We start from the raw sequence: 21,858 nt of genomic DNA, 5'->3' as shown, positions 1-21,858 counted from the left end.
TAAAATCTAAATTTATATGTTCCCATTACAAAGAGGCAGAAGATTAAGAGTAAATGAATCGATTCGTTCTTTAGTACGTGAAACCAGTTTAAGTCCATCGGATTTTATGTTTCCAATGTTTATTGCTGAAGGAGAAAATGTAAAAGTCGAAATTCCGTCAATGCCGGGAATTTTCAGAAGATCTATAGATTTAACGGTTGAAGAAGTGAAAGAACTTTATGATTTAGGGATTCGTGCCGTTAACATTTATGTAAAAGTTAGCGAAAACCTAAAAGACAATACAGGTAAAGAAGCTTGGAATTCTAACGGGTTAATGCAGCAAGCTATTCGTGCCATAAAAGCGGCTTGTCCAGAAATGATCGTTATGCCAGATGTGGCTTTAGACCCGTATTCTATCTACGGTCATGACGGAATTATAACAAATGGCGATGTAGAAAACGACAGCACAGTTGATGCTTTAGTAAAAATGGCCGTTTCGCACGCAGAAGCCGGTGCCGATTTTGTTGCGCCAAGTGATATGATGGATGGAAGAGTTTTACGCCTTCGCGAAGGTTTAGATGCTGCCGGATTTCAGAATGTTGGAATCATGAGCTATTCTGCTAAATATGCTTCAGCTTTTTACGGTCCGTTTAGAGATGCTTTAGATTCTGCTCCAAAAGAAGCTGATGTTGTGGTTCCAAAAGACAAAAAAACATACCAAATGGATTATGCCAACCGTATAGAGGCAATTAAAGAAGCTTTATCTGATGTTGAAGAGGGCGCAGATATGGTTATGGTAAAACCAGGAATTGCTTATTTGGATATTGTTCGCGAAATAAAAAATACAGTGCATGTTCCTGTAACTGTTTATCAGGTTTCTGGAGAATATGCTATGATTAAAGCGGCATCTGAAAGAGGTTGGCTAGATCACGACAAGATTATGATGGAACAGTTAATGTGCATCAAACGTTCGGGTGCTAATCTTATTTCAACATACTTTGCAAAAGAAGCTGCAATTTTATTAAACAAATAAGATGAAAAAGGTTTTATTTTTATCTGCTGTTTTAGCTTTTGCTTCTTGTAAAAAAGAAACTTCTGAGCCAGCAAACACAGCAACCGAATCTGTTTCTGAAGGAGAATCGGCGAAGGCCAAAAGTCCAGAGGAATTAGGCAAACAGCTATTTGAAGGCCAAGGAAATTGTTTTGCCTGCCATCAGCCAGATCAAAAAGTAGTTGGGCCAAGCATTAAAGAAATTGCCAAAATCTATAAAGATCAAAAAGGCGATATTGTTACTTTCCTTAAGGGAAATGCAGAACCAATTGTAGATCCAAGTCAGTTTGAGGTTATGAAAACCAATTTTGCCATAACACAAACAATGTCTGATGAAGAATTAAAAGCAATTGAAGCTTACATTTACAGTCAGTTAAAATAACTGACTTTTATTCCATAAAAAAGGCGCTTTTATCAAGCGCCTTTTTTAGTTTTCTATAATTTGATTACCAGATTTTAACTCGTTTTTCTGGTTCAACATACATTTTATCCCCTTTCTTAATATCGAAAGCTTTGTAAAAAGCATCAACATTCTGAATTGGCACATAAGCTCTGTACATTCCCGGTGAGTGCGGATCTGTTTTTACTTGATTTTTAATCGCTTCATCTCTTGTTTTTGTTCTCCAAACGGTAGCCCAAGAAATAAAGAATCTTTGTTCAGGAGTAAATCCGTCAATTAAGCCTGGGTTTCCGTGTTGCTTTAAATACAACTGCAAACCATCGTAAGCCGCATTGATTCCGCCTAGATCTCCAATATTTTCACCTAATGTAAAATGACCATCAACGTGAATGCCTGGTAATGGCTCAAGAGCACTGTATTGATTTGCTAAATCATTTCCTAAAGTGGTAAATTGTTTTAAATCGTCTTCTGTCCACCAATCCACTAAATTTCCTTCAGCATTATAGCGTGCTCCAGAATCATCAAATCCGTGAGAAATCTCGTGTCCGATTACAGCACCAATTCCACCGTAATTAACCGCTTCGTCGGCTTGGTAATTGTAGAAAGGCGGCTGTAAGATTGCTGCTGGAAATACAATTTCGTTGTAAGATGGATTATAATACGCATTTACCGTTTGCGGAGACATATGCCATTCTGTTTTATCAACTGGTTTAGACAATTTGTCGATACTTTTCTTAAATCTCCATAGTGCTAAATTTTTAGTGTTTTCAAAATAACTTCCTCCTTCTGCAATACTTTTAATTTCTAAGGCTGAGTAATCTTTCCATTTGTCAGGATATCCAACTTTAATCGTTATTTTGTTCAGCTTTTCGATTGCTTTTGCTTTTGTGTCTTTAGACATCCAGCTTAAATTGTTAATACGATTTTGGTAAGCCGTAATAACATTATGAATCATATCAATCGCTTTGCTTTTAGCTTCGGCTGGAAAAACTTTTTCTACATAAAGTTTTCCAAGGGCTTCACCAACATTTCCGTTCACAACATTAAGCGCTCTTTCTTCAGACGGAAGCTGTTTTATTGCGCCTCTTAATGTTTTGCTATAAAAATCAAAATTAGCATTATCAATTTCTGTTGTCAGTTTGCTTGCAGCACTGTTAATCAAATCCCATTTCAGGTATTCTTTCCATTGTGCCACTTTATTTTCTTTGAAGACCGTTTCTAGCGCCGTCATATATTTAGGCTCCGAAACAATTACAGTCTCTAATTTAGTAATTCCTAAACCTGCAAAATATTCATTCCATTTAATAGCTGGAGTTAATTTTTGAAGTTCAGCAATTGTCATCGGGTTGTATTGCAAACGGCTGTCTCTTCTTTCAACTCTATTTAATCTTGGCTGCGACAATTCTGTTTCAAGAGCTAAAACCTCAGCAGCACTTTGTTTTGCTTTTTCTGGAGATTCTCCAATAAACTGAAGCATTCTTGCAACATGCAATTCATATTTCGCACGTTTTTCTTTAGAATCTTTATCCTCTGAAGTATAATAATCTTTATCTGAAAGACCTAATTGGCTTGGACTTAAATTTACAGAGTTCTTAGAACTGTCTTTATCATCAGCACCAATGTAAATTCCGAAAAAGCCAGCGTTTCCTTCTTTTTCCATTTCAACCAAATATTTCTGAACATCAGCAATGCTTTTAATTGCATCGATTTTTTTCAGATATGGTTTTAAAGGTTCGATTCCTTTCTTATTTCTTCCGATAGAATCTAAGTAAGTATTAAATAAATTAACTGCTTTTCCCTGATCTGTATTCGATTTGTATTTCGGATTTTTGGAAGCTTCTTTTAAAACCTCCATCACATCTTTGTCGGTTCTTTTAATTAATTCATTAAAACTTCCCCATGTCGTACGATCGCTCGGAATTTCTGTTTTTTCCAGCCAAGTGCCGTTTACATATTTGAAAAAATCCTGACTTGGGCTGATTTTAGTATCCATATAAGATACATTAATACCTGGCTCTTTTGGCGCTGTTTGAGCTTGAGCTGCAGTTATGGCAAACATTGCAGATATCGCACCAAACACAGGTTTAGCAAATTGTTTTTTCATAAAAAATTATTGTTTAAGGGAAAATACAAACATATTGTTATTATTTTAAAAATTATGTTAAAATTCTAACTGTAAAGTCAAAAAAACAAACAAATTTCACAATTAGAGTTCTAACAGTTTGATTTATTTGTCTACAAGCATTTGTAAAAGTTACAAAAGGCTGTTAAAAAAATAATACAGTAAAGTTTTTAGAATCTGCTTTTTGTATTTTTGCGCCAAATTATTTTTATGAAATCGCTTTTATATAAATACCGCAAATTCTTTATTGTATTGATAGTGTTTTCGGTTGTTACGATATCTTTGTTTTATTCTGCGCTGAAACCTAAAAAGACGCTCCCAATCTATAATCCTGCCGATGTAAATCCTGAATTGGTAGACAGTACCGTTCAATATAAAAGCAAATACCACACAATTGCCGATTTTTCTTTCATCAACCAAAATGGTGATACCATTACACAAAAAAATTATGAAGGAAAGATTTATGTTGCCGATTTCTTCTTTACAACCTGCGGATCAATCTGCCCGAAAATGTCAACCAATTTGGTAGATGTTCAAAAAGCAGTTTTAAACAATCCAAAAGTAATGCTGCTTTCGCATACTGTTTTTCCAGAAGTTGATAGTGTTTCTGTTTTAAAAGCTTATGCTATAAAATATGGTGTTGTAGACAGCAAGTGGAATTTAGTGACGGGCGATAAAAAAGAAATCTACACTATGGCCAGAAAATCGTATTTGGCCGTGAAACTTGGTAGGCCAGATCAGCTTTATGATATGGTGCATACAGAGAATTTTGTTTTGGTCGATCAAAAACGCCGCGTTAGAGGTTTTTATGACGGAACAAATAAAGAAGACATAAAACGCCTTTTAGAAGACATCGAATTCCTTTCTCAAGAGTAAAATCCCCCATTTTTAGAAACATTTAGCATTTGTGGAAGTGTTAAATACCTTGGAATAAAGAATAATTGCCTACTTTTGCAATCTAAATTCAATCTAAATAAGCTTGCAAAATACAATACACACTCTGAAAAAAGGCGAAAAAGCCATTATCAAAGATTTTGATATCGATCTTATTCCACTTAAATTATTAGAAATGGGTTGTCTTCCTGGCAGTTTAGTTGAATTGTTGCAGGTTGCTCCTTTTGGCGATCCATTATATTTAGACATAAATGGTTCTCATGTTGCAATCCGTATTGAAACAGCTCGTGAAATTGAAGTTGAACTTATCAAAACCAATTTGTAATGAGTGTTCAGAATATCAATGTTGCCCTTATCGGAAATCCAAATACCGGAAAAACTTCTGTTTTTAATCAATTAACAGGTCTTAACCAGCAAGTTGGGAATTATCCTGGAATTACGGTTGAGAAGAAAATGGGTTTCTGCAAATTACCCAATAACGTAAAAGCAAATATTTTAGATTTACCAGGAACGTACAGTTTGAACGCAAGTTCTATGGACGAAAGTGTCGTTATTGAACTCTTATTAAACAAAAACGATAAATTATATCCAGATGTAGCAGTTGTGGTGACAGATGTTGAAAATCTGAAACGAAATTTACTAATTTACACTCAGATAAAAGACCTTGAAATTCCAACAATTTTGGTTATCAATATGTCTGATCGTATGGAACGAAAAGGAATTTCTTTGGATATTCCATATTTAGAAGAAAAGCTAAAAACAAAAATTGCTTTAGTAAGTTCACGCAAAGGTTTAGGTATTGAAGAATTAAAAGAGCTGATTGTTTCTTATAAAAACATTACGCACGAACCTTGCTTAAATGCTTCTGTAATTGACCCCGAATATTTTGAAAAATTACAAAAAGCATTTCCAAACCAATTAATGTATAAATTGTGGCTGGTAATTACGCAAGATGTTAATTTCTTGAATTTAGATCGGAATGAAATCAGAGGTACATTTACCAAATCGCATTCAGAATTAAAACGTCTACAACAGAAAGAAACCATTAAAAGATATCAGTTTATCAATGATGTTTTAAAAGAAGGTTTGAAAGTCGATACTTCGATGGCAAAAGACATTCGTGCTAAAATTGACCGTGTCTTAACGCACAAGGTTTTTGGTTACGTTATCTTTTTTGCGATTCTGTTTTTGATTTTCCAATCGATTTTTAGCTGGTCAACTATTCCAATGGATTTCATTGACAGCACTTTTGCTTCATTAAGCAGTTGGGTTGCAGCAGAACTTCCAAGCGGTATTTTGACCGATTTACTTTCGCAGGGAATTATTCCGGGAATAGGCGGAGTTATTATTTTTATTCCGCAGATTGCTTTCCTGTTCTTATTTATTTCTATTCTGGAAGAAAGCGGTTATATGAGTCGTGTGGTTTTCCTGATGGATAAAATCATGCGCCGATTTGGGCTTTCAGGAAAAAGTGTCGTGCCTTTAATTTCGGGAACTGCCTGTGCGATTCCGGCAATTATGGCAACAAGAAATATTGAAAACTGGAAAGAGCGTTTAATCACTATTTTGGTAACGCCATTTACGACTTGTTCGGCAAGGTTACCCGTTTATGCCATTATTATTTCATTGGTTATTCCGAGCAAAAGAGTTTTTGGAGTATTAAATCTTCAAGGATTAACTCTTATGTCATTATATGTTTTAGGATTCTTTATGGCTATTTTATCGGCTTATATTTTGAATAAGGTTTTGAAGCTAGAATCAAAAACGTATTTCGTTGTTGAAATGCCAAGCTATAAAATGCCTCTTTTCAAAAATGTCGGAATCAATGTAGTAGAAAAAACCAAAGCATTTGTTCTTGGTGCGGGTAAAATTATTCTAGCAATATCGGTTATTCTATGGTTCTTAGCTTCTTACGGTCCAGGAAAAGAATTTAATGACGCTGAAACTATTGTTAAAGAAAGGTTTGTCAACACAACTTTAGACGAAACTCAATTTGAAAATGAAGTTAACTCTCAAAAACTAGAGAATTCATATATCGGATTAATGGGTCGAGCAATAGAACCTGCGATTCAGCCTTTAGGTTACGATTGGAAAATCGGAATCGCCTTAATCAGTTCGTTTGCTGCCCGCGAAGTTTTCGTAGGAACATTGGCAACCATTTATAGTGTTGGAGATACTGATAATGAGTCGACCATAAAAAGCAAAATGCAGGCAGAAATTCGCCCAGATACCGGAAAAAAAGTATTTGACTTTGCAACCGGAATCTCTTTACTGCTGTTTTATGCTTTTGCAATGCAATGCGCCAGTACATTGGCGATTACAAAAAAAGAAACCAATTCATGGAAATGGCCAGCAATGCAGTTAGTCTTCATGAGCGGATTAGCTTATTTTACCGCATTAATTGCGTATCAACTTTTAAAATAAAAAGTTATGTTTCAAGAAATTATAGCCTTTGCGATATTAGGATTTGCAGTTGTTTTTTTGATCAAAAAGTTCTTCTTTAAATCGAAAAAGAAAAAAGACTGCGGCGGAGGAACTGATTGTGGATGTTCTTAAAAAAGGGACAAAAAGACAAAGGTTCATAGGTACAAAGTAAAAAAGCTGTTCATTTTGAACGGCTTTTTTTTATGATAAAAATGTCTTATTGTATTGCTTTTAAACCCTAAAGTAACTTATTAATATATTTTCTAAAACTATTTTTGCCTTTTAAATTATTCAAAGATGACACAAGAAGATAGAATGGAAATAATACGAGACAATAGAGTGGCTCGATTATTATGGTTTGCAATAGGTTTTTTCTGTGCTACAATTATTACTTATTTCTTAATGAAAAGTAATCATTAGTTTTTTCTCTGCTGTTTTAATTATACATTTATCCTAATTAAAACAGCAGAAAAAAAACTTTAAAAATGAAATTAAAAACTCCTTTACTTTTCTTTTTATTTCTGTGTTTCGCACAGAGCGGTATAAGCCAAACAAAAACCAATATAAAGCAAGATTCCAATAATGCTTTTATAACCTCAGACGGAGTTCCGTTATTTTTGAAAGTTTCTGGAAAAGGCGAAGTCTGTATTTTTGTACATGGCGGTCCTGGCGCGTGGAGCAAATCTTTTGAAGAGTTTGGCGGAAATGTTCTAGAAGATAAATTAACGATGTATTATTTTGACCAAAGAGGATGCGGCCGTTCTGGATCTCCTACAGATAACAATTATGGCATGGACAGAATGATTGATGATATCGAAGAAATTCGAGCTCATCTTAAAACGGATAAAGTATTTGTAATTGGACATTCTTTCGGCGGAATTTTAGCCACTAAATATGCTGAGAAATATCCAGAACATGTAAAAGGTTTAATTCTATTGAATGCCACTCTTGACATAAACGATTCACTTCTCAATCAAATTGCTTTTATGGGCAAAACTCTCGGGAAAGATTTTCCTGTGAAAGACAAGGGTTCAATACTAAACACTTTCTTTGAAGCTAAACAGCAAATTAAAAAAGCCAATCTTGATTATAAAATATTATCAGACAATAAAACAACTGTTGAAAAACTGGACAGTATTGATAATAGTGAAAAAAGAAATTCTTCTTTTGCTCAGCATGCATTGAGTGGCCCGTTATATTTTAGTGATTTTACAAAAGAAACTGCTTCAATTAAAGTTCCAACGCTAGTAATCTCAGGAACAAAAGACAATAACATTGGTCCAGAGCATTATCGCTTATTTAAATTTCCAAACCAAGAGGTTACAATTATTGATGGCGGACATATTTTGTATTATGAGCAGAACAAAGAATTCAAGAATGCTATTCAAAATTTTGTTCAGAAAGTTAGATAAGAAAAAGACTAAATAGGCAAGATTAAATACTTATAGTTGAGACTAAAAGAAAAAATGTCTTATTTTAATAATTTAAAAACTTATTCCAGTAAGCCATATCTTTCTCATAAATTACTTTTGAAATATTCTAAAGTAACTCAAAATGACAAATTTTGAAAAGAGAGAAATATCTAGAAAGAACGTTATTACAAAATTATTATGGTTTTCAATTGGATTTTTATGTGCTTTTGTAATGATGTGTCTTTTAAAATCCAAATTATAAATCTGTAAGCTTCTAATAATTAAATCATCACCAAATAAAAAACGGCTCTAAATTAGAGCCGTTTTTATATTTTAATCTAAAGAAAACCTACTTCAACCCTTCCCACTCTGCATAAAATTGAGCCAGAAAAGTTTCCATGAAACGATGCCTTTCGGCAGCTATTTCTTTTCCTTTTTCGGTATTCATTTTATCTTTTAAAAGTAAAAGCTTTTCGTAGAAATGATTAATTGTTGGAGCGTTATTCTTTTTATATTCCTCTTTTGTCATATTGGTAACTGGAGCAATTTCTGGATTGTGTAAAGCTCGGTTCTTAAACCCACCGTAATTAAACGCTCTTGCAACGCCAATTGCACCAATTGCATCTAAGCGATCAGCATCTTGAACAACATCCAATTCGACAGAAGAGAACTTTCTCTCGAAATTTCCGCCTTTATAAGAGATATTTTCAATGATATTGACAACATGGTCAATTATAACCTCATAAACATTTTGAGCTTCTAAAAAAGCTCTTGCTGTTTTTGGACCAATCGTTTCATCTCCGTTGTGGAATTTGCTATCAGCAATATCATGCAATAATGCTCCCAATTGTACAACTGTAAGATCACACTCTGTTTCTTTCGCTATCAAAATAGCATTTTTGTAAACACGTTCTATATGAAACCAATCATGTCCGCCTTCGGCATCGTTTAGTTTTTCTTTTACAAAAGCAATGGTTTTAATAATTAATGCTGAGTCGCTCATACAGAAGTTTTTACGGTTTATAAAAAATGTTGATTGCCAAAAGTTTTAAACCTTCAACAATCAACAAATATGTTTTAAAGCAACAGTATTGCTTTAAAAATTTCAAATATTTTAAATTCCAAATTCCAATCAAAAATCTGAAATCTGAAATCTGAAATCTACACTCTAAGATCTAAAATTTAAAGTCTAGCAGGTTCAACCCATTTAAAGATATGTGACTCTTGCGGAATTACAATTCTTTCAGAAATTTTCGCCATACGAGCTGGCAATTTCATTAAATAATCACGCGCTTTTTCAGCTTCATCACTTAAATTAGAAATTTTATCGATTTCCCATTTGTTGATTAATTTCTGCATGATTTCAACATAATCATTTGCAGTATAAACTCCAATACGCTGTGCAGAATCAGAAAATTGTTCGAAAGCTGTGCTAATTTTTTGTCCAGATTCTCTCAAAAAGTGAGCCGGCATAACGATTTTCTGCTTCATCATGTATTGAAAAGCCAACATCATTTCGCTTGGATCAACTTGGAAAATTCTAGTAACAAATTCGCTATATGCATGGTGGTGACGCATTTCATCACCTGCAATCATTTTACACATTTTAGACAACTTGTTATCGCCAAATTTCTTAGCCATCTGCGCTACTCTATTATGCGAAACATAAGTTGCTAATTCCTGAAAACTAGTATATACAAAGTTTTTGTACGGGTCAGTTCCAGTTCCAATATCAAAACCGTCGTTGATCAAGTGTTGTGTAGTCATTTCAATTTCACGCATATTTACACGACCAGACAAATACAAGTATTTATTTAAAAGATCACCGTGACGGTTTTCTTCTCCAGTCCATTGTCTTACCCACTTTGCCCAACCGTTTCCTTGGCCTTCTTCTTGTTGATCTATTCCCTCAACATCCATTAACCATGACTCATATGTAGGCAAAGCTTCCTCAGTGATAGTATCACCAACAAGCGTAACCCAGAAATCGTACGGAAGCTCTTTTGCAATCTCGCGTAATTCTTTTACCTCTTCAAAGAAATTTTCTCCTTGAGAATCTGGTAAGAAATCCGACGGCTGCCAAATTTTTTCCACTGGAATTAAATACTGTTCAACGAAGCTATCCACGTTTTTTTCCAAAAACTGCATTACTTCTAATCTAATGTTTTTTATAGACATTACTTATTATAGATTTGGGTTGTACGTTTTAGCTCGGACTAAAACTTAAACCTGTTTATATTCATTTATTCCTTCTTTAACTGCTTTCTCAGTAATCTCCATCAGCTCTTCAAACTTGTAATCTTTAACAGCCAAAGCTTTATGAGCCGTAAATTTCAGGTGATTTCCTAAACCAACAGGAAAAAAACCAAACTTTACCATTTTCCAAGAATTATTGATGCTTACCGGTACAACATATGCAGATGGTGCATATTTGCATAAAATTTTTAAACCGCTTTGCGCAAATTCTTTTGGTACTCCTGTCTTACTTCTTGTCCCTTCTGGAAAGATTACGGCAGATCTTGTGTTTTTTTCGATATATTCAGACAAGCCTTTGATAACTGGTATCGCTTGTTTAGGGTCTTTACGGTCAATTAGGACAGATCCTCCGTATTTCAAATTAAAAGAAACACTCGGAATTCCGCTACCTAACTCCTTCTTACTTACAAATTTACAATGAAAACGTCTAAAGTACCAAATCATTGCCACGATATCGTACATACTTTGGTGATTTGCCACAAAAATGATTGGCACACCTTTCGGAACCGTGTCTACACCTTCAATTGTATATCTTGTTCCGACAAGATTTGTACATTTTAAAAGGCAGAAATTTAAATAATCAACACTTTTTTTATGAGCCTGGTAACCAAAAACATTTAAACAAATCCACTGAATTGGATGAAAAACAGCCAAACATAAACCAAATAATAAATAATAAATTACCGATATTGGATAAGAAATAATTTTTTCCATGCTTCAAAAATTAATGCGCAAAAGTAGTAAATAAATTTTTAGACTTATTAAAATTGAAAACAATAACTGTTTTTATGGTTTAATTGTACCTTTGCACTAGAATTTGCAAATTTTTTCTGAATTAAATGAACTTTACTTACCCTAAAAATGAGCGTTTAAAAAGCAAAACGACAATTGGTTTACTGTTTTCTGAAGGAAAATCGGTATCCAAATATCCGCTTCGTTTAGTTTACCGTCAAACGGAAGCAAATTCAGAAGAACAAACCAAGATTGGCGTTTCGGTTTCTAAGAAATATTTCAAGAAAGCTGTTGATCGAAATTACTTCAAAAGAGTTTTGAGAGAAACCTATCGTTTGAATAAACATTTACTTTTGGATAACCTGGATCAGCCGTATTCGATAATGCTTTTTTATCAGACCAAAGACCGTTTATCTTACGAAGAAATCAACACCAAAATGATTCAATTGTTTGAGAAATTTGCAGCTCAAATCAACAAACCTCAAGATTCTGATACGAAAACAGAAGCCTAAATTTCAAAACGTAAGATTATTAATCAAGTTAGACAAAAAAATCGTAGTTTTAGCTCTAAATTGAAATTTTATGCGTCAACTTTTCTTTTTATCTATTTTCTTTTTTATTCTTTCAGCTTGCAGTAAAAGTGAAGCTTCATCTGAAGCAAAAGCTGAGAATCTGGGTGTAACGATGGCTCAAATAACTCCTGCTTATAAAAGCGCAGGTTTAGATTTACCAGATGTACCGAAGAAAATAATTAAAAATGCTTCGATTAAATTCGAAACAGATGATCTTGAAAAGACTTTTCAACAAATCCAAAACGCAATTAAAGCAAATCAAGGCAGTATCTTAAATGACTCTGAAGGAAAAGATTATAATACTTTATACAGAAACATTACCGCCAAAGTTCCAAGTCAAAATTTCGATTCATTTATAACTGCCATTTCTAAGGGAGTTTCATTTTTTGAACGTAAAGATATTTCTGCTACAGATGTTACAGCCCAATATATTGATCTTACCTCCAGATTAAAAACAAAGAAAAAACTGGAAGAACGTTATATTGAAATCTTACAGAAAGCCACTAAAGTAAGTGAGATTTTAGAAATTGAAAAACAAATTTCTGCGATTCGAGAAGAAATTGAAGCTAAAGAAGGTGAATTAAAATATTTAGAAAACCAAGTTTCTTTAAGCACCGTTACCATTGAATTTTATAAGACAATTGCCCAAAAAGAAGGTGTTAAAATATCTTACGGTTCCAAACTTTGGAACGCAGTTAAATCTGGATTCTTTAGTTTATCCGATTTTTTAATATCGTTAATCAGCGTTTGGCCGTTTGTTATCCTATTTTGTGTATTTGCCTATTTTATAAAAAAAAGATTTAAAAGAAGAAAAAAAGAATAATCATGTATCCGTATTTCAAAAAGAAATTTATTATACCAGTCGCTGCGGCTGGAATGTTGTTTATTGGAACCAGTTTTAGAGAAGATTTCTTTGAAATTGCCAAACAGATTGAAATTTTCACAACTTTGTTTAAAGCAGTAAATACCAATTATGTTGACGAAACCAATCCTGGCGATTTGATGGATAAAGCCATCAAGAGTATGCTGGGAAGTCTGGATCCTTATACGGTTTATTTTAACGAACAGGATGTTGTCAATTTTAAAATCAACAATACTGGAGAATATACAGGAATTGGTGCTTTGATTTCTAGAAAAAAAGATCGTTTGGTTGTTCGTGAGCCTTATAAAAATTATCCTGCCGATAAAGCGGGGCTAAAAGCTGGTGACGAAATTATCCAAATTGGAGATGTTTTAATTGCTGATTTTAAAGATGATGCTTCTCAATTATTGAAAGGAACAAAAAACACTAAAATCAACATTAAATATTTGCGTCAAGGAAAACCAAGCACTACTGTTTTAGTTTTGGATGAAGTTGATATTAAATCGGTTCCTTTTTATGGAAAAATTGATGACAAAACAGGATATATTGTTTTAGCACATTTTAGCAGAAAAGCTTCTGCTGAAGTTAAAGATGCTCTTGAGAAATTAAAAGCCGATGGAGCCAAACAGATTGTTTTGGATTTAAGAGGAAATCCAGGTGGTTTATTAAATGAAGCGATTGATATCTGCAATTTGTTTGTTCCAAAGAATGAAGTAATTGTTACGACTAAATCTAGAATTGAAAAACATAACAATACTTATAAAACACAAAAAGAACCAGTTGATACTGAAATTCCGTTAGCTATTTTAGTGAACGGAAGAAGCGCTTCGGCTTCTGAAATTGTTTCGGGTGCTTTGCAGGATTTAGATCGTGCGGTGATTTTAGGAAGCAGAAGTTTTGGTAAAGGTTTGGTTCAGCGCTCAGTCGATTTAACTTATGGAACGCAACTGAAAGTTACTATTTCTAGATATTATACGCCTTCTGGAAGATGTATTCAGGCTTTGGATTATGCGCATAAAGATAAAAATGGCGTGGCTCAGAAAACTGATTCTAAAAATTTCAATGCTTTTAAAACCAGAAAAGGAAGAACGGTTTATGATGGCGGAGGAGTTTTGCCAGATATCGAATTGGAAGAAGCAAAAACTAGTGCCATTGCAACAGCTTTAATTAAAAACGATGGCGTTTTTGATTATGCTACAACGTATTATTACAAAAATCCAAATTTGGGAGATAAGATTCCTACTTTGACTGATGCAGATTATACCGCTTTCAAACAATATCTAAAAACGAATAAAATCACTTTTGACACAGATACTGAAGTGGCTTTGAAAAATACTTTAGCTGCAGCTAAAAAAGAAAAAATAGACGAGACCATTACTGCCGAATATCAGCAATTGTTGAATGCTTTAGAAAAAAGCGAAACTACTTTACTGGACAAAAACCAAAAAGAAATCAAAAACATGATTTTGGAAGAATTGATAAAGAGATATCAATATCAAGAAGGTTTGTATCAGTATTATTTAAAAAACAATTCAGAAATTAAAAGAGCAGTTAGTGTATTAAATAACCAAACAGAATATAAGACGATTTTAAAAATGTAGTGAATGAAGATAACTCTAGCCCTGACTCTTTTTTCATTTTATACAGTAACGGCACAACAAAAACCTGTTGAAACAATCTATTTTGAGTTTGACAAATATGATTTGACAGAAAAACAAATCAGTGTGGTTTCTAACTTTATAAAAAACATAGACACTTCTAAAGTAGAGTCTATACAGATTTATGGCTATTGTGATGATCGCGGAAACGATGAGTATAACTTTACATTGTCTAATAATCGAGCCAATACAATTCAGAATCTGTTAATTACGAATGGATTCAAACAGAGTAAAATTGTTATTCTTGAAGGAAAAGGGCGTGTTGTCGTAAAACCAGATACGGTAGAGAATCTATACGAGACACGTCTCCGAAATCGGCGGGTTGATTTAATTGTTGTTAAGAAAAATAGTTTCGGAAAAGGAGTTCACACTTCATTCAAAGACAATTTAAAAGTTGGAGATAAAGTATATTTAGAGTCTATTTTATTTGATATTGGAAGTGCTAAGCTTACAAGCAATTCTAAAAAAGAACTGGATAAAATTGCAGTAATACTTCAAAATCATAGAGGTCTAAATTTTGAAATTAGAGGGCATGTATGTTGCACTCCCGAAATTTATAGCGACGGAATTGATAGAGATACCAAAGAAAGAAGACTTTCTTGGAATCGCGCCAAAACTGTTTTCCATTATCTAATGTCCAAAAAAGTATCTAAAAGTCGCATGACTTATGTTGGATGCGGCAATCGATATCCTTTAGGCAGAGGTGATAATTATGATCGGCGGGTGGAGTTTGTAATTACTAAAATTTAATTTTTTCTAAGATTCTAAGATACTGAGTTACTAAGATTCCAAGTTTTTTCGCTTATTGGAATATGCTAAAAATCCCTACGGATTTACTTCATTTTTATTCTCTTACCATTTCAATATGTGGAATATCATCTTCCAAATACATTTCGCTGGTTTGAACAAAACCGTGGCTTTCGTAGAATTTCTTCAAATACAATTGCGCTCCAATCGTGATTTTATCTTTTCCAAAATTAGATTTAATTCCAGCTATGGCTTCATGCATTAATTCATGTCCCCATTTTCTATCTCTGTAATTGGCATCTACAGTAACTCTTCCAATTGAAGCATTGTCAAAACTAATTCCTGCGTCAAATAAGCGCGAATAGGCTACAATTTTACCTTCAAACTCTCCAATTAGGTGTAAAGCTTTCTTGTCTTTGCTGTCAAGATCCAAATAAACGCAATTTTGCTCCACTACAAAGATTTCACTTCTTAGTTTGAGTAAATCATATAACTCATGAACAGTTAACGCCTCAAAAGGCTTTATTTCCCATCTTAATTCCATTCTTACTTACTTTTTGCCACAAAGGCACGAAAGCGCTAAGTTATATTATTTTTTAGTTGCGCTAAAGTTTCTTATAGAAATTGCAAAAGACACAAAGCTATATCTCGCAGAAATAAATCTTTGTGCCTTTGCAACTTTGTTACTTTTGAACCTAAACAGAAAATTTATTTTTTCGTCATTACGATTTCCATGCTTTTATATTCTGTTCCGTTTTTTGTATCGTACATTTCCATTTTTCGGGTCTTAGCATCTACGATAGTGTAAACCTCTCTATATTTTGTATTTTTTGCAGTTACTGGATCGGCCATTTCTCCGTTGAATTCTATAGTCTTGGCACTTTCGTTATACTTTCCTGTGCTAGTCATCATTCCTGTTCCCATATTGTCAATAAATGTGGAAATATATTCTTTAGTAGCATTATTATAGCCAACTGTGCCTTTTCCTTCAAATGGCTGTCCCATCATAGTTCCTTTATAAGTTGCTTCTTGAAAGCGGCCACCTAAGATCATTTTGATTTCTGCAACAGAAGTTTCTTTTTCAGGTTTTGCATTTGCATCAGACCAAAATGTCATATCGCAATTCCATGTTCCAACTTCATCAGCCAGTATTTTATGCGGATTTCCTGGTGTTGAATATTCTTGCCAGGCTTTCATCTGTGCTGCAGAGTCTAATGGCGCTTCGGCAACAGGTTCTTCAGTTTTAATAGAATCCGTAGCTGTTGTAGTGGGCGTTTCCTCCTTCACTTCTTTTTTACAAGAAATGAAACACAGCGTTATTATTACTAATGTTGCGGTTAATTTTTTCATAACTAATTGTTTTTATGTTTGTTAAATAAAAGTACGAAATTTTTTGTTTGTTTTCTTTTGTTTCTGGTTTCAGGTTGATATACTTAGCAATTTAACCGCAATCCTTATCGTTTGTCTATTCTTACTGTTTTTATAATGGCTTCAAGTTCTAACATTAAATCGCGTTCTTGATGAGATGGTGAATAAGAGAATCCTTCGATAACCAAAACTCGATTAAAAGTTGGGTCTATTATGGCATAATTGATAAATGGTCCGGTCATGAAATCATTTTTCAATTCCCAAGTTCCTTTTGTTTCAAAGGCTTCTTTATTGTCCAACATTATTTTTGAGAAATAAGGCGCGTAAGCTTCACTGGTAATCATTTGTGTATTGGGTTCACGTCCTTGAATGTATTTACCAATTGAGTCACGCATTTTGACAATAGCATTTACAACGTCTTTTTTCTTTTTGAAATTATAAAGCGGAATCTGGTAAATCAATAAACTGGTATTACCGCTTATGATTTCTTTTTTAAGCCAAATGAATTTCTTCTTATGCAACATATATTCATATCCTATTGGAATTTGAATATTGATGTGAAATTTGTTTTTTATGATAGCTTTATTCAACAGTGAAGTACTATTGTCTTCTTGAATTTTCTGAATTTCGGCATCATGAATAATTTTTATTATTTGCGAAGAATTCAATTCTAGACTACAGATAATATCTTCTACAGATTTTCCGTAAATGCGAAAAGTATTGTGAGGCAATGTTTTGCTTCGAATGATTTCAAACTTATCTGTAGGTGCTTTTTTGACCACAATAATGCTTCGACTATCGGTAACAAAGCCTTCAAGCAATCTAGCAGGATATTGATTTATGGTAAAAAGCGGTTCTTCTTGGGTAAGTCCAAGAACTGGTGAGGCAAATTTATTTCTGATGCTATCGCCTACTTCTCCATACCACAATTGATCATCAATAATGACCGAAATGGTATTGGTTTTTCCAGAAACTGTTTCTTGTTTTTCACTTTTGAAACAAGAAGTCAGGAAAAATGGAACTAATAGCAATAAAAAATGGGTTTTATTCATTTTTTTAATTTATGAAATAAAACCCAAATTTAATAAGATTATTCTATTATCCGTTTATTTTAAGTTTCATTCCCGGTTTAATATCTTCATCTTTAATACCATTCCATTTTTTAATATCTGAAATTGTTACTCCAGGATATTTTTTAGAAATGCTGTATAAAGAATCTCCTTTTTTAACGTAATAATCTTCACTTACATTTTTAGAAGGTGCTTTTTTCTTGAATGAATCAACCGAGTTTGATGCAATTGCTGTTGAAGTTGGCTCTTCTATAACGATCGCTGCTTTAGAAATAATTAATGTTTTTCCTAAACCAATGTTATTTGAAGTTAAATTATTAAGTTCTTTTAACTCCGCAATAGTCGTACCGAATTTCTTTGCAATGCTGCCTAAATTATCTCCAGCCACTACAACATAGTCCATATCTACGGCTGTTTTCTCTTTATTTTCTGTAGATGCAATTGCTTGTTCTTTGTCTACAGCAGGAAGCGTTTTAACAGGAGCTTCTTCTTCTGCCTTGATTTTTAGGCTTCTTCCGATTGCTACAGCATTTGTTTTTAAGTTATTCCATTTTTTAATATCTGAAATACTTACGTCATACTTCGCGGCAATCGCACCTAAATTATCTCCTTTTCTAACTTTATAAAATTCAAAATCACCATTATCAACTGGCGCTGGTTTTACAGCTGCTGGTTTCGCTTTTGGAGCATATTTTACAGCCAATCTAGATGATGTTGCTCTAAAATCTTTATCATATTTTACGTAGGCATAAATTTGCTCTTCGTTTGAAACGAATGTTGCTACTTTATCTTTTGGAAGACGGATAAAATGCTGTTCTCCTTGGTAGAAAGGCACAACTCCCATTTTATACGATGGATTTAAAAGCTGAATTTGAGATTGTGGCATATCTAATAAATCTGCAATCTGTTTGAAAGACATTTGATTTTTGACTGCAACAGTATCTGTTTCAAAGTTTTTAACCACAGCTCTTTCTGGATTGATTCCATGTTCTTTGTGGTATTCAAAAAGGTACATTGTTGCTAAGAAAGCAGGAACGTAACCTTGAGTTTCTTTTGGAAGATAATTACGAATGTCCCAGTATTTTGTTTTTCCGCCAGAACGACGAATTGCTTTGGTAACATTTCCTGGACCTGAATTGTAAGAAGCTAAAACCAGTTCCCAGTCACCAAAAATATTGAACATTTTGGTCATGTATTCTGAAGCTGCTGCAGTAGCTTTAAGAGGATCACTTCTTTCGTCGATATAAGAATCAATTTTTAAAGCGTATTGTTTTCCGGTTCCGTACATAAACTGCCAAAGTCCCGTTGCGCCCATTTTAGAAACTGCTTTAGGATTTAAAGCAGATTCTACAACGGCTAAATATTTTATTTCCAAAGGAACGTTCTGTTTAGCAAAAGCGTCCTCAAAGATTGGGAAATAATATTCTGATAAAGCCATTAATCGAGAAAACGATTTTTTACGGTTCTTAAGAAATGACTTTATTATATTTTCTAAACCTTGATTGTATTCGATCTCAAAAGGTGATTTCTGATTCATCGCTGCCAAACGCTGCTTTAGCAATTCGGTTGGGAGTTCTTCATCAACAGTAACATCTTTGTTAATGGTTTGAATGTCTTTGGTAAGATCATCATAAATATCCAGACTTACTAATTCGTTCATCCATAAACTATCCACTTTTGCAGCAAGATCATTTTTTTTGAATGTACTCTTAATAGAATCTAAATATGAAAGTTTAACCTCTGGTTTCAGTTCTATATCTGCCTTTGCCGTTTCTTGCGCACAGACAGCTAACGAAAAGAAAGCCGAAACCACTAACGATAATTTCTTTACAATCATATAACATTATTTTAAAATTCTGTAATTCAAACAATTACAAGAGTTGTATTTTTGCAAATCTAAGCCCTTTATTGAAGAAAACTGTTTAAAAAAATGTTAATTGTGATTTTTTAGTCTAAAATCGCTGCGATTCCAGGTAAAATTCTTCCTTCTAACATTTCAAGCATAGCCCCGCCACCAGTGGAAACGTAGCTCATTTTATCTTCAAATCCGAACTGTTTTACTGCTGCAACAGAATCTCCACCACCAACTAATGAAAATGCTCCATTTTCTGTAGCTTCTGCGATATAATCTCCTAATGCAATTGTTCCTTTAGAGAAAGTTTCCATTTCAAAAACTCCTAATGGACCATTCCAAAGAATTGTTTTTGACTCTAAAATTACTTTCTTGAAATTCTCTAAAGATTTTGGACCTGCATCTAAACCTTGCCATCCGTCAGGAATTGCAGTTACATCTACAACCTGAGTATTTGCATTGTTTGAGAAATCGTCTGCTGCAATAACATCAACAGGAATGTGAACCTGAACGCCTTTTTCTTTTGCTAATCTTAAAATTTCAAGAGCTAGATCTAATTTGTCATCTTCGCAGATAGACTCTCCGATTTTTCCGCCTTGAGCTTTAATGAAAGTAAAAGTCATTCCTCCTCCAATAATCATGTGATCTACTTTATCTAAGATATTTTCGATAACAGTAATTTTAGAAGAAACTTTAGAACCTCCAAGAACAGCAGTTACAGGTTTTTCACTGTTTTTAAGAACTTTATTTAAACTTTCAATTTCTTTTGCCAATAATGTTCCGAAACATTTATCGTTTGGAAAAAATTGTGCGATAATTGTAGTAGATGCGTGCGCTCTGTGAGCAGTACCAAATGCATCGTTTACATAGATGTCTCCAAGAGAAGCTAATTCTTTAGCGAAAGCTACATCTCCTGCTTCTTCTTCAGCATGAAAACGTAAATTTTCTAATAAAAGAACTTCGCCTGGCTTTAACTCTTTTGCTGCTGTTTGAGCTGGTTCTCCAACACAGTTTTCAGCAAATTTTACTTCAACTCCTAAAATTTCAGAAGCTGTTTTTAAGATATGTTTTAGAGAATATTTCTCTTCTGCTCCTTTTGGTCTTCCTAAATGCGACATTAAAATCACACTTCCACCTTGTGCTAAAATAGCATCAATTGTTGGTTTTGCTGCTTCAATACGTGTTGTATCAGTTACATTAAAATTCTCGTCCAACGGCACATTGAAGTCAACACGGATAATTGCTTTTTTATTTTTAAAATCGAAATCGTTTAAAGTTTTCATCTGCTAATTTTTTTAATTTTTTGAAAGAATAACAAATATAGGACTTTTAACGAAGTCTAAATTTCAAAAAAGCAAAAATAATCCATTAATAAAAACGAAAACGTTGTAAATTATGAAAACAAACAAAATTATTCTCAAAGATGATAAAAATTACTTATCTAATCGTGAACTGGACTTTGTGTACAAGGACAGTTACTGATAGATTGTAAGAAGTCGAATCCGATTGTGATTGAGTGTGTTCCAGAATTATAAGATCCAAGACCATTAAACATAAGCTGGTAAGAATATGCAAAATAGAATTTAGATTTCATAAAACCTGCCATTGGCCCCATTGCCAAAGGTTTTGGGAACTGGTCGTTTAAGAAACGGTAAGAAACTCCAATCCAATAGTAATCTTCGTAGCGATTGTAACGTCTGTATTTGAAGTTAAAATCGGTTGTAGAACGCTGGTCACTCGCAAAGTACTGTAAGAAAACCGATGGTTCGTATTCGATACGTCTGTTTTCTCCATCTCTAAAAGTGAATCCTGAATATACCTGAAAGTTAGAGAGTAGATCTGGTTCTACTCCTCTATACTTATCAGTGTTTTTCTTTAAAACGTTATTGGCGTTAAAACTTAAATAAAATCCTCTGTTGCGGTACAAGGCGCTTACGTCAAAGTTATTATTTGAGTTATAACGATTGTCTGTAATTGATGGGTCTAGTGCTACTGGAACACCATTTACATCGCCAGTAAAGTTTCCGGTTTCGATTCGGAAACTATTAAAGTTATACGATATACCAAATGAAAGATACTGTTCTGTACGATAATCCAAAATCAAGTGGTGCGCAAAAGAAACTTTTGCTCCTGTTTGTCTTGTATTACCGTTACTATCATTATACAATGAAATACCTACTCCGGAACGATCCAGAACACGGAAATCTGCATACAATGACTGGTTATCTGGTGCATCTTTAATTCCGACCCACTGTGTCAAACCGTTGGCTCTAATACGAAGATTATCTCCAATACCGGCATACGCAGGAGAAAGAATAAAAGGGTTATCAGCTAAATACTGCGTAAACACTGGTAGGTTTAACTCTTGGCTGTAACTTGTTGTTACAGCCATGAGTACTAAGGATAAAATAAACTTTTTCATTGTAATAATTTTTTTAGATAACATCATTGGGGCTATA

Annotated in this window: 21 protein-coding genes; 11 read left to right on the top strand and 10 right to left on the bottom strand. The window is 33.7% G+C overall.

The window, feature by feature from the left end; all coding sequences use genetic code 11:
* Positions 1-16 precede the first annotated feature (16 nt).
* A complete protein-coding gene (gene hemB / locus JI750_RS05265; RefSeq protein ID WP_012023044.1) occupies positions 17-1,012 on the top strand; it encodes a porphobilinogen synthase in 996 nt (331 codons plus the stop codon).
* Position 1,013: 1 nt separating this feature from the next.
* Positions 1,014-1,412, top strand: coding sequence for a c-type cytochrome (locus JI750_RS05260; protein ID WP_201999262.1), 399 nt, complete (start codon positions 1,014-1,016; stop codon positions 1,410-1,412).
* 64 nt (positions 1,413-1,476) lie between these two features.
* Here JI750_RS05260 and JI750_RS05255 read toward each other — a convergent pair whose 3' ends face one another.
* The gene (locus tag JI750_RS05255; RefSeq protein WP_201999261.1) at positions 1,477-3,534 is read right to left on the bottom strand and encodes a M13 family metallopeptidase; all 2,058 of its coding nucleotides are present in this window, start codon (positions 3,532-3,534) and stop codon (positions 1,477-1,479) included.
* 228 nt (positions 3,535-3,762) lie between these two features.
* On the opposite strand from JI750_RS05255, the gene JI750_RS05250 reads away from it, so the two are divergent.
* The 5 genes from JI750_RS05250 (at position 3,763) to JI750_RS05230 (ending at position 8,282) form a co-directional block, all read left to right on the top strand.
* Positions 3,763-4,428 (top strand): SCO family protein, encoded by a 666-nt coding sequence (locus JI750_RS05250; RefSeq protein ID WP_201999260.1) that lies wholly within the window; start codon positions 3,763-3,765, stop codon positions 4,426-4,428.
* A gap of 103 nt (positions 4,429-4,531) precedes the next feature.
* Positions 4,532-4,771: a FeoA family protein gene (locus JI750_RS05245; RefSeq protein ID WP_008465698.1), complete on the top strand. Its 240-nt coding sequence runs from the start codon at positions 4,532-4,534 to the stop codon at positions 4,769-4,771.
* Positions 4,771-6,870, top strand: coding sequence for a ferrous iron transport protein B (gene feoB, locus JI750_RS05240; RefSeq protein WP_201999259.1), 2,100 nt, complete (start codon positions 4,771-4,773; stop codon positions 6,868-6,870). Before JI750_RS05245 ends, feoB begins: the two co-directional genes overlap by 1 nt.
* A 6-nt stretch (positions 6,871-6,876) precedes the next feature.
* The gene (locus JI750_RS05235; RefSeq protein WP_201999258.1) at positions 6,877-7,002 is read left to right on the top strand and encodes a FeoB-associated Cys-rich membrane protein; all 126 of its coding nucleotides are present in this window, start codon (positions 6,877-6,879) and stop codon (positions 7,000-7,002) included.
* 353 nt (positions 7,003-7,355) lie between these two features.
* Complete coding sequence (locus tag JI750_RS05230; protein WP_201999257.1) at positions 7,356-8,282, top strand: alpha/beta fold hydrolase; 927 nt, start codon at positions 7,356-7,358, stop codon at positions 8,280-8,282.
* A gap of 349 nt (positions 8,283-8,631) precedes the next feature.
* Here the strand turns inward: JI750_RS05230 and JI750_RS05225 are convergent, their stop codons facing one another.
* The 3 genes from JI750_RS05225 to JI750_RS05215 form a co-directional block, all read right to left on the bottom strand.
* A complete protein-coding gene (locus JI750_RS05225) occupies positions 8,632-9,285 on the bottom strand; it encodes an HD domain-containing protein (RefSeq protein WP_201999256.1) in 654 nt (217 codons plus the stop codon).
* Positions 9,286-9,464: 179 nt separating this feature from the next.
* On the bottom strand, positions 9,465-10,460 hold the full coding sequence (locus JI750_RS05220) for an acyl-ACP desaturase (RefSeq protein ID WP_201999255.1): 996 nt from the start codon (positions 10,458-10,460) through the stop codon (positions 9,465-9,467).
* A 45-nt stretch (positions 10,461-10,505) separates the two neighbouring features.
* Entirely contained in the window at positions 10,506-11,252 is a 747-nt protein-coding gene (locus JI750_RS05215) for a lysophospholipid acyltransferase family protein (protein WP_201999254.1), read from the bottom strand.
* A 125-nt stretch (positions 11,253-11,377) separates the two neighbouring features.
* On the opposite strand from JI750_RS05215, the gene rnpA reads away from it, so the two are divergent.
* From rnpA to JI750_RS05195, 4 genes are all read left to right on the top strand, one after another.
* The gene (rnpA, locus tag JI750_RS05210) at positions 11,378-11,782 is read left to right on the top strand and encodes a ribonuclease P protein component (protein WP_095930198.1); all 405 of its coding nucleotides are present in this window, start codon (positions 11,378-11,380) and stop codon (positions 11,780-11,782) included.
* A gap of 70 nt (positions 11,783-11,852) precedes the next feature.
* Positions 11,853-12,665, top strand: a complete 813-nt coding sequence (locus JI750_RS05205) for a DUF4349 domain-containing protein (RefSeq protein WP_201999253.1) — start codon at positions 11,853-11,855, stop codon at positions 12,663-12,665.
* 2 nt (positions 12,666-12,667) lie between these two features.
* Positions 12,668-14,305 carry a S41 family peptidase gene (locus JI750_RS05200; RefSeq protein ID WP_201999252.1) on the top strand — a complete coding sequence of 546 codons (1,638 nt, stop codon included), beginning with the start codon at positions 12,668-12,670 and terminating at the stop codon, positions 14,303-14,305.
* 3 nt (positions 14,306-14,308) lie between these two features.
* Positions 14,309-15,112, top strand: a complete 804-nt coding sequence (locus tag JI750_RS05195) for an OmpA family protein (RefSeq protein WP_201999251.1) — start codon at positions 14,309-14,311, stop codon at positions 15,110-15,112.
* Positions 15,113-15,206: 94 nt separating this feature from the next.
* Here JI750_RS05195 and JI750_RS05190 read toward each other — a convergent pair whose 3' ends face one another.
* From JI750_RS05190 to JI750_RS05165, 6 genes are all read right to left on the bottom strand, one after another.
* Complete coding sequence (locus JI750_RS05190; protein ID WP_201999250.1) at positions 15,207-15,653, bottom strand: GNAT family N-acetyltransferase; 447 nt, start codon at positions 15,651-15,653, stop codon at positions 15,207-15,209.
* Between the two features lie 164 nt (positions 15,654-15,817).
* The gene (locus JI750_RS05185; RefSeq protein WP_201999249.1) at positions 15,818-16,459 is read right to left on the bottom strand and encodes a DUF1579 domain-containing protein; all 642 of its coding nucleotides are present in this window, start codon (positions 16,457-16,459) and stop codon (positions 15,818-15,820) included.
* Positions 16,460-16,563: 104 nt separating this feature from the next.
* Positions 16,564-17,529 carry a DUF4837 family protein gene (locus JI750_RS05180; RefSeq protein ID WP_201999248.1) on the bottom strand — a complete coding sequence of 322 codons (966 nt, stop codon included), beginning with the start codon at positions 17,527-17,529 and terminating at the stop codon, positions 16,564-16,566.
* Positions 17,530-17,575: 46 nt separating this feature from the next.
* Positions 17,576-19,384, bottom strand: a complete 1,809-nt coding sequence (locus JI750_RS05175) for a LysM peptidoglycan-binding domain-containing protein (RefSeq protein WP_201999247.1) — start codon at positions 19,382-19,384, stop codon at positions 17,576-17,578.
* 110 nt (positions 19,385-19,494) lie between these two features.
* Entirely contained in the window at positions 19,495-20,682 is a 1,188-nt protein-coding gene (locus tag JI750_RS05170) for a phosphoglycerate kinase (RefSeq protein WP_201999246.1), read from the bottom strand.
* Between the two features lie 158 nt (positions 20,683-20,840).
* Positions 20,841-21,821, bottom strand: a complete 981-nt coding sequence (locus JI750_RS05165) for a PorP/SprF family type IX secretion system membrane protein (protein ID WP_236672978.1) — start codon at positions 21,819-21,821, stop codon at positions 20,841-20,843.
* Positions 21,822-21,858 lie beyond the last annotated feature (37 nt).

The organism is Flavobacterium tagetis (assembly GCF_016735615.1).
GTDB lineage: Bacteria > Bacteroidota > Bacteroidia > Flavobacteriales > Flavobacteriaceae > Flavobacterium > Flavobacterium tagetis.
The sequence above is the reverse complement of the archived record's forward strand: the minus strand, read 5'-3'. Positions and strand labels throughout refer to the sequence as shown.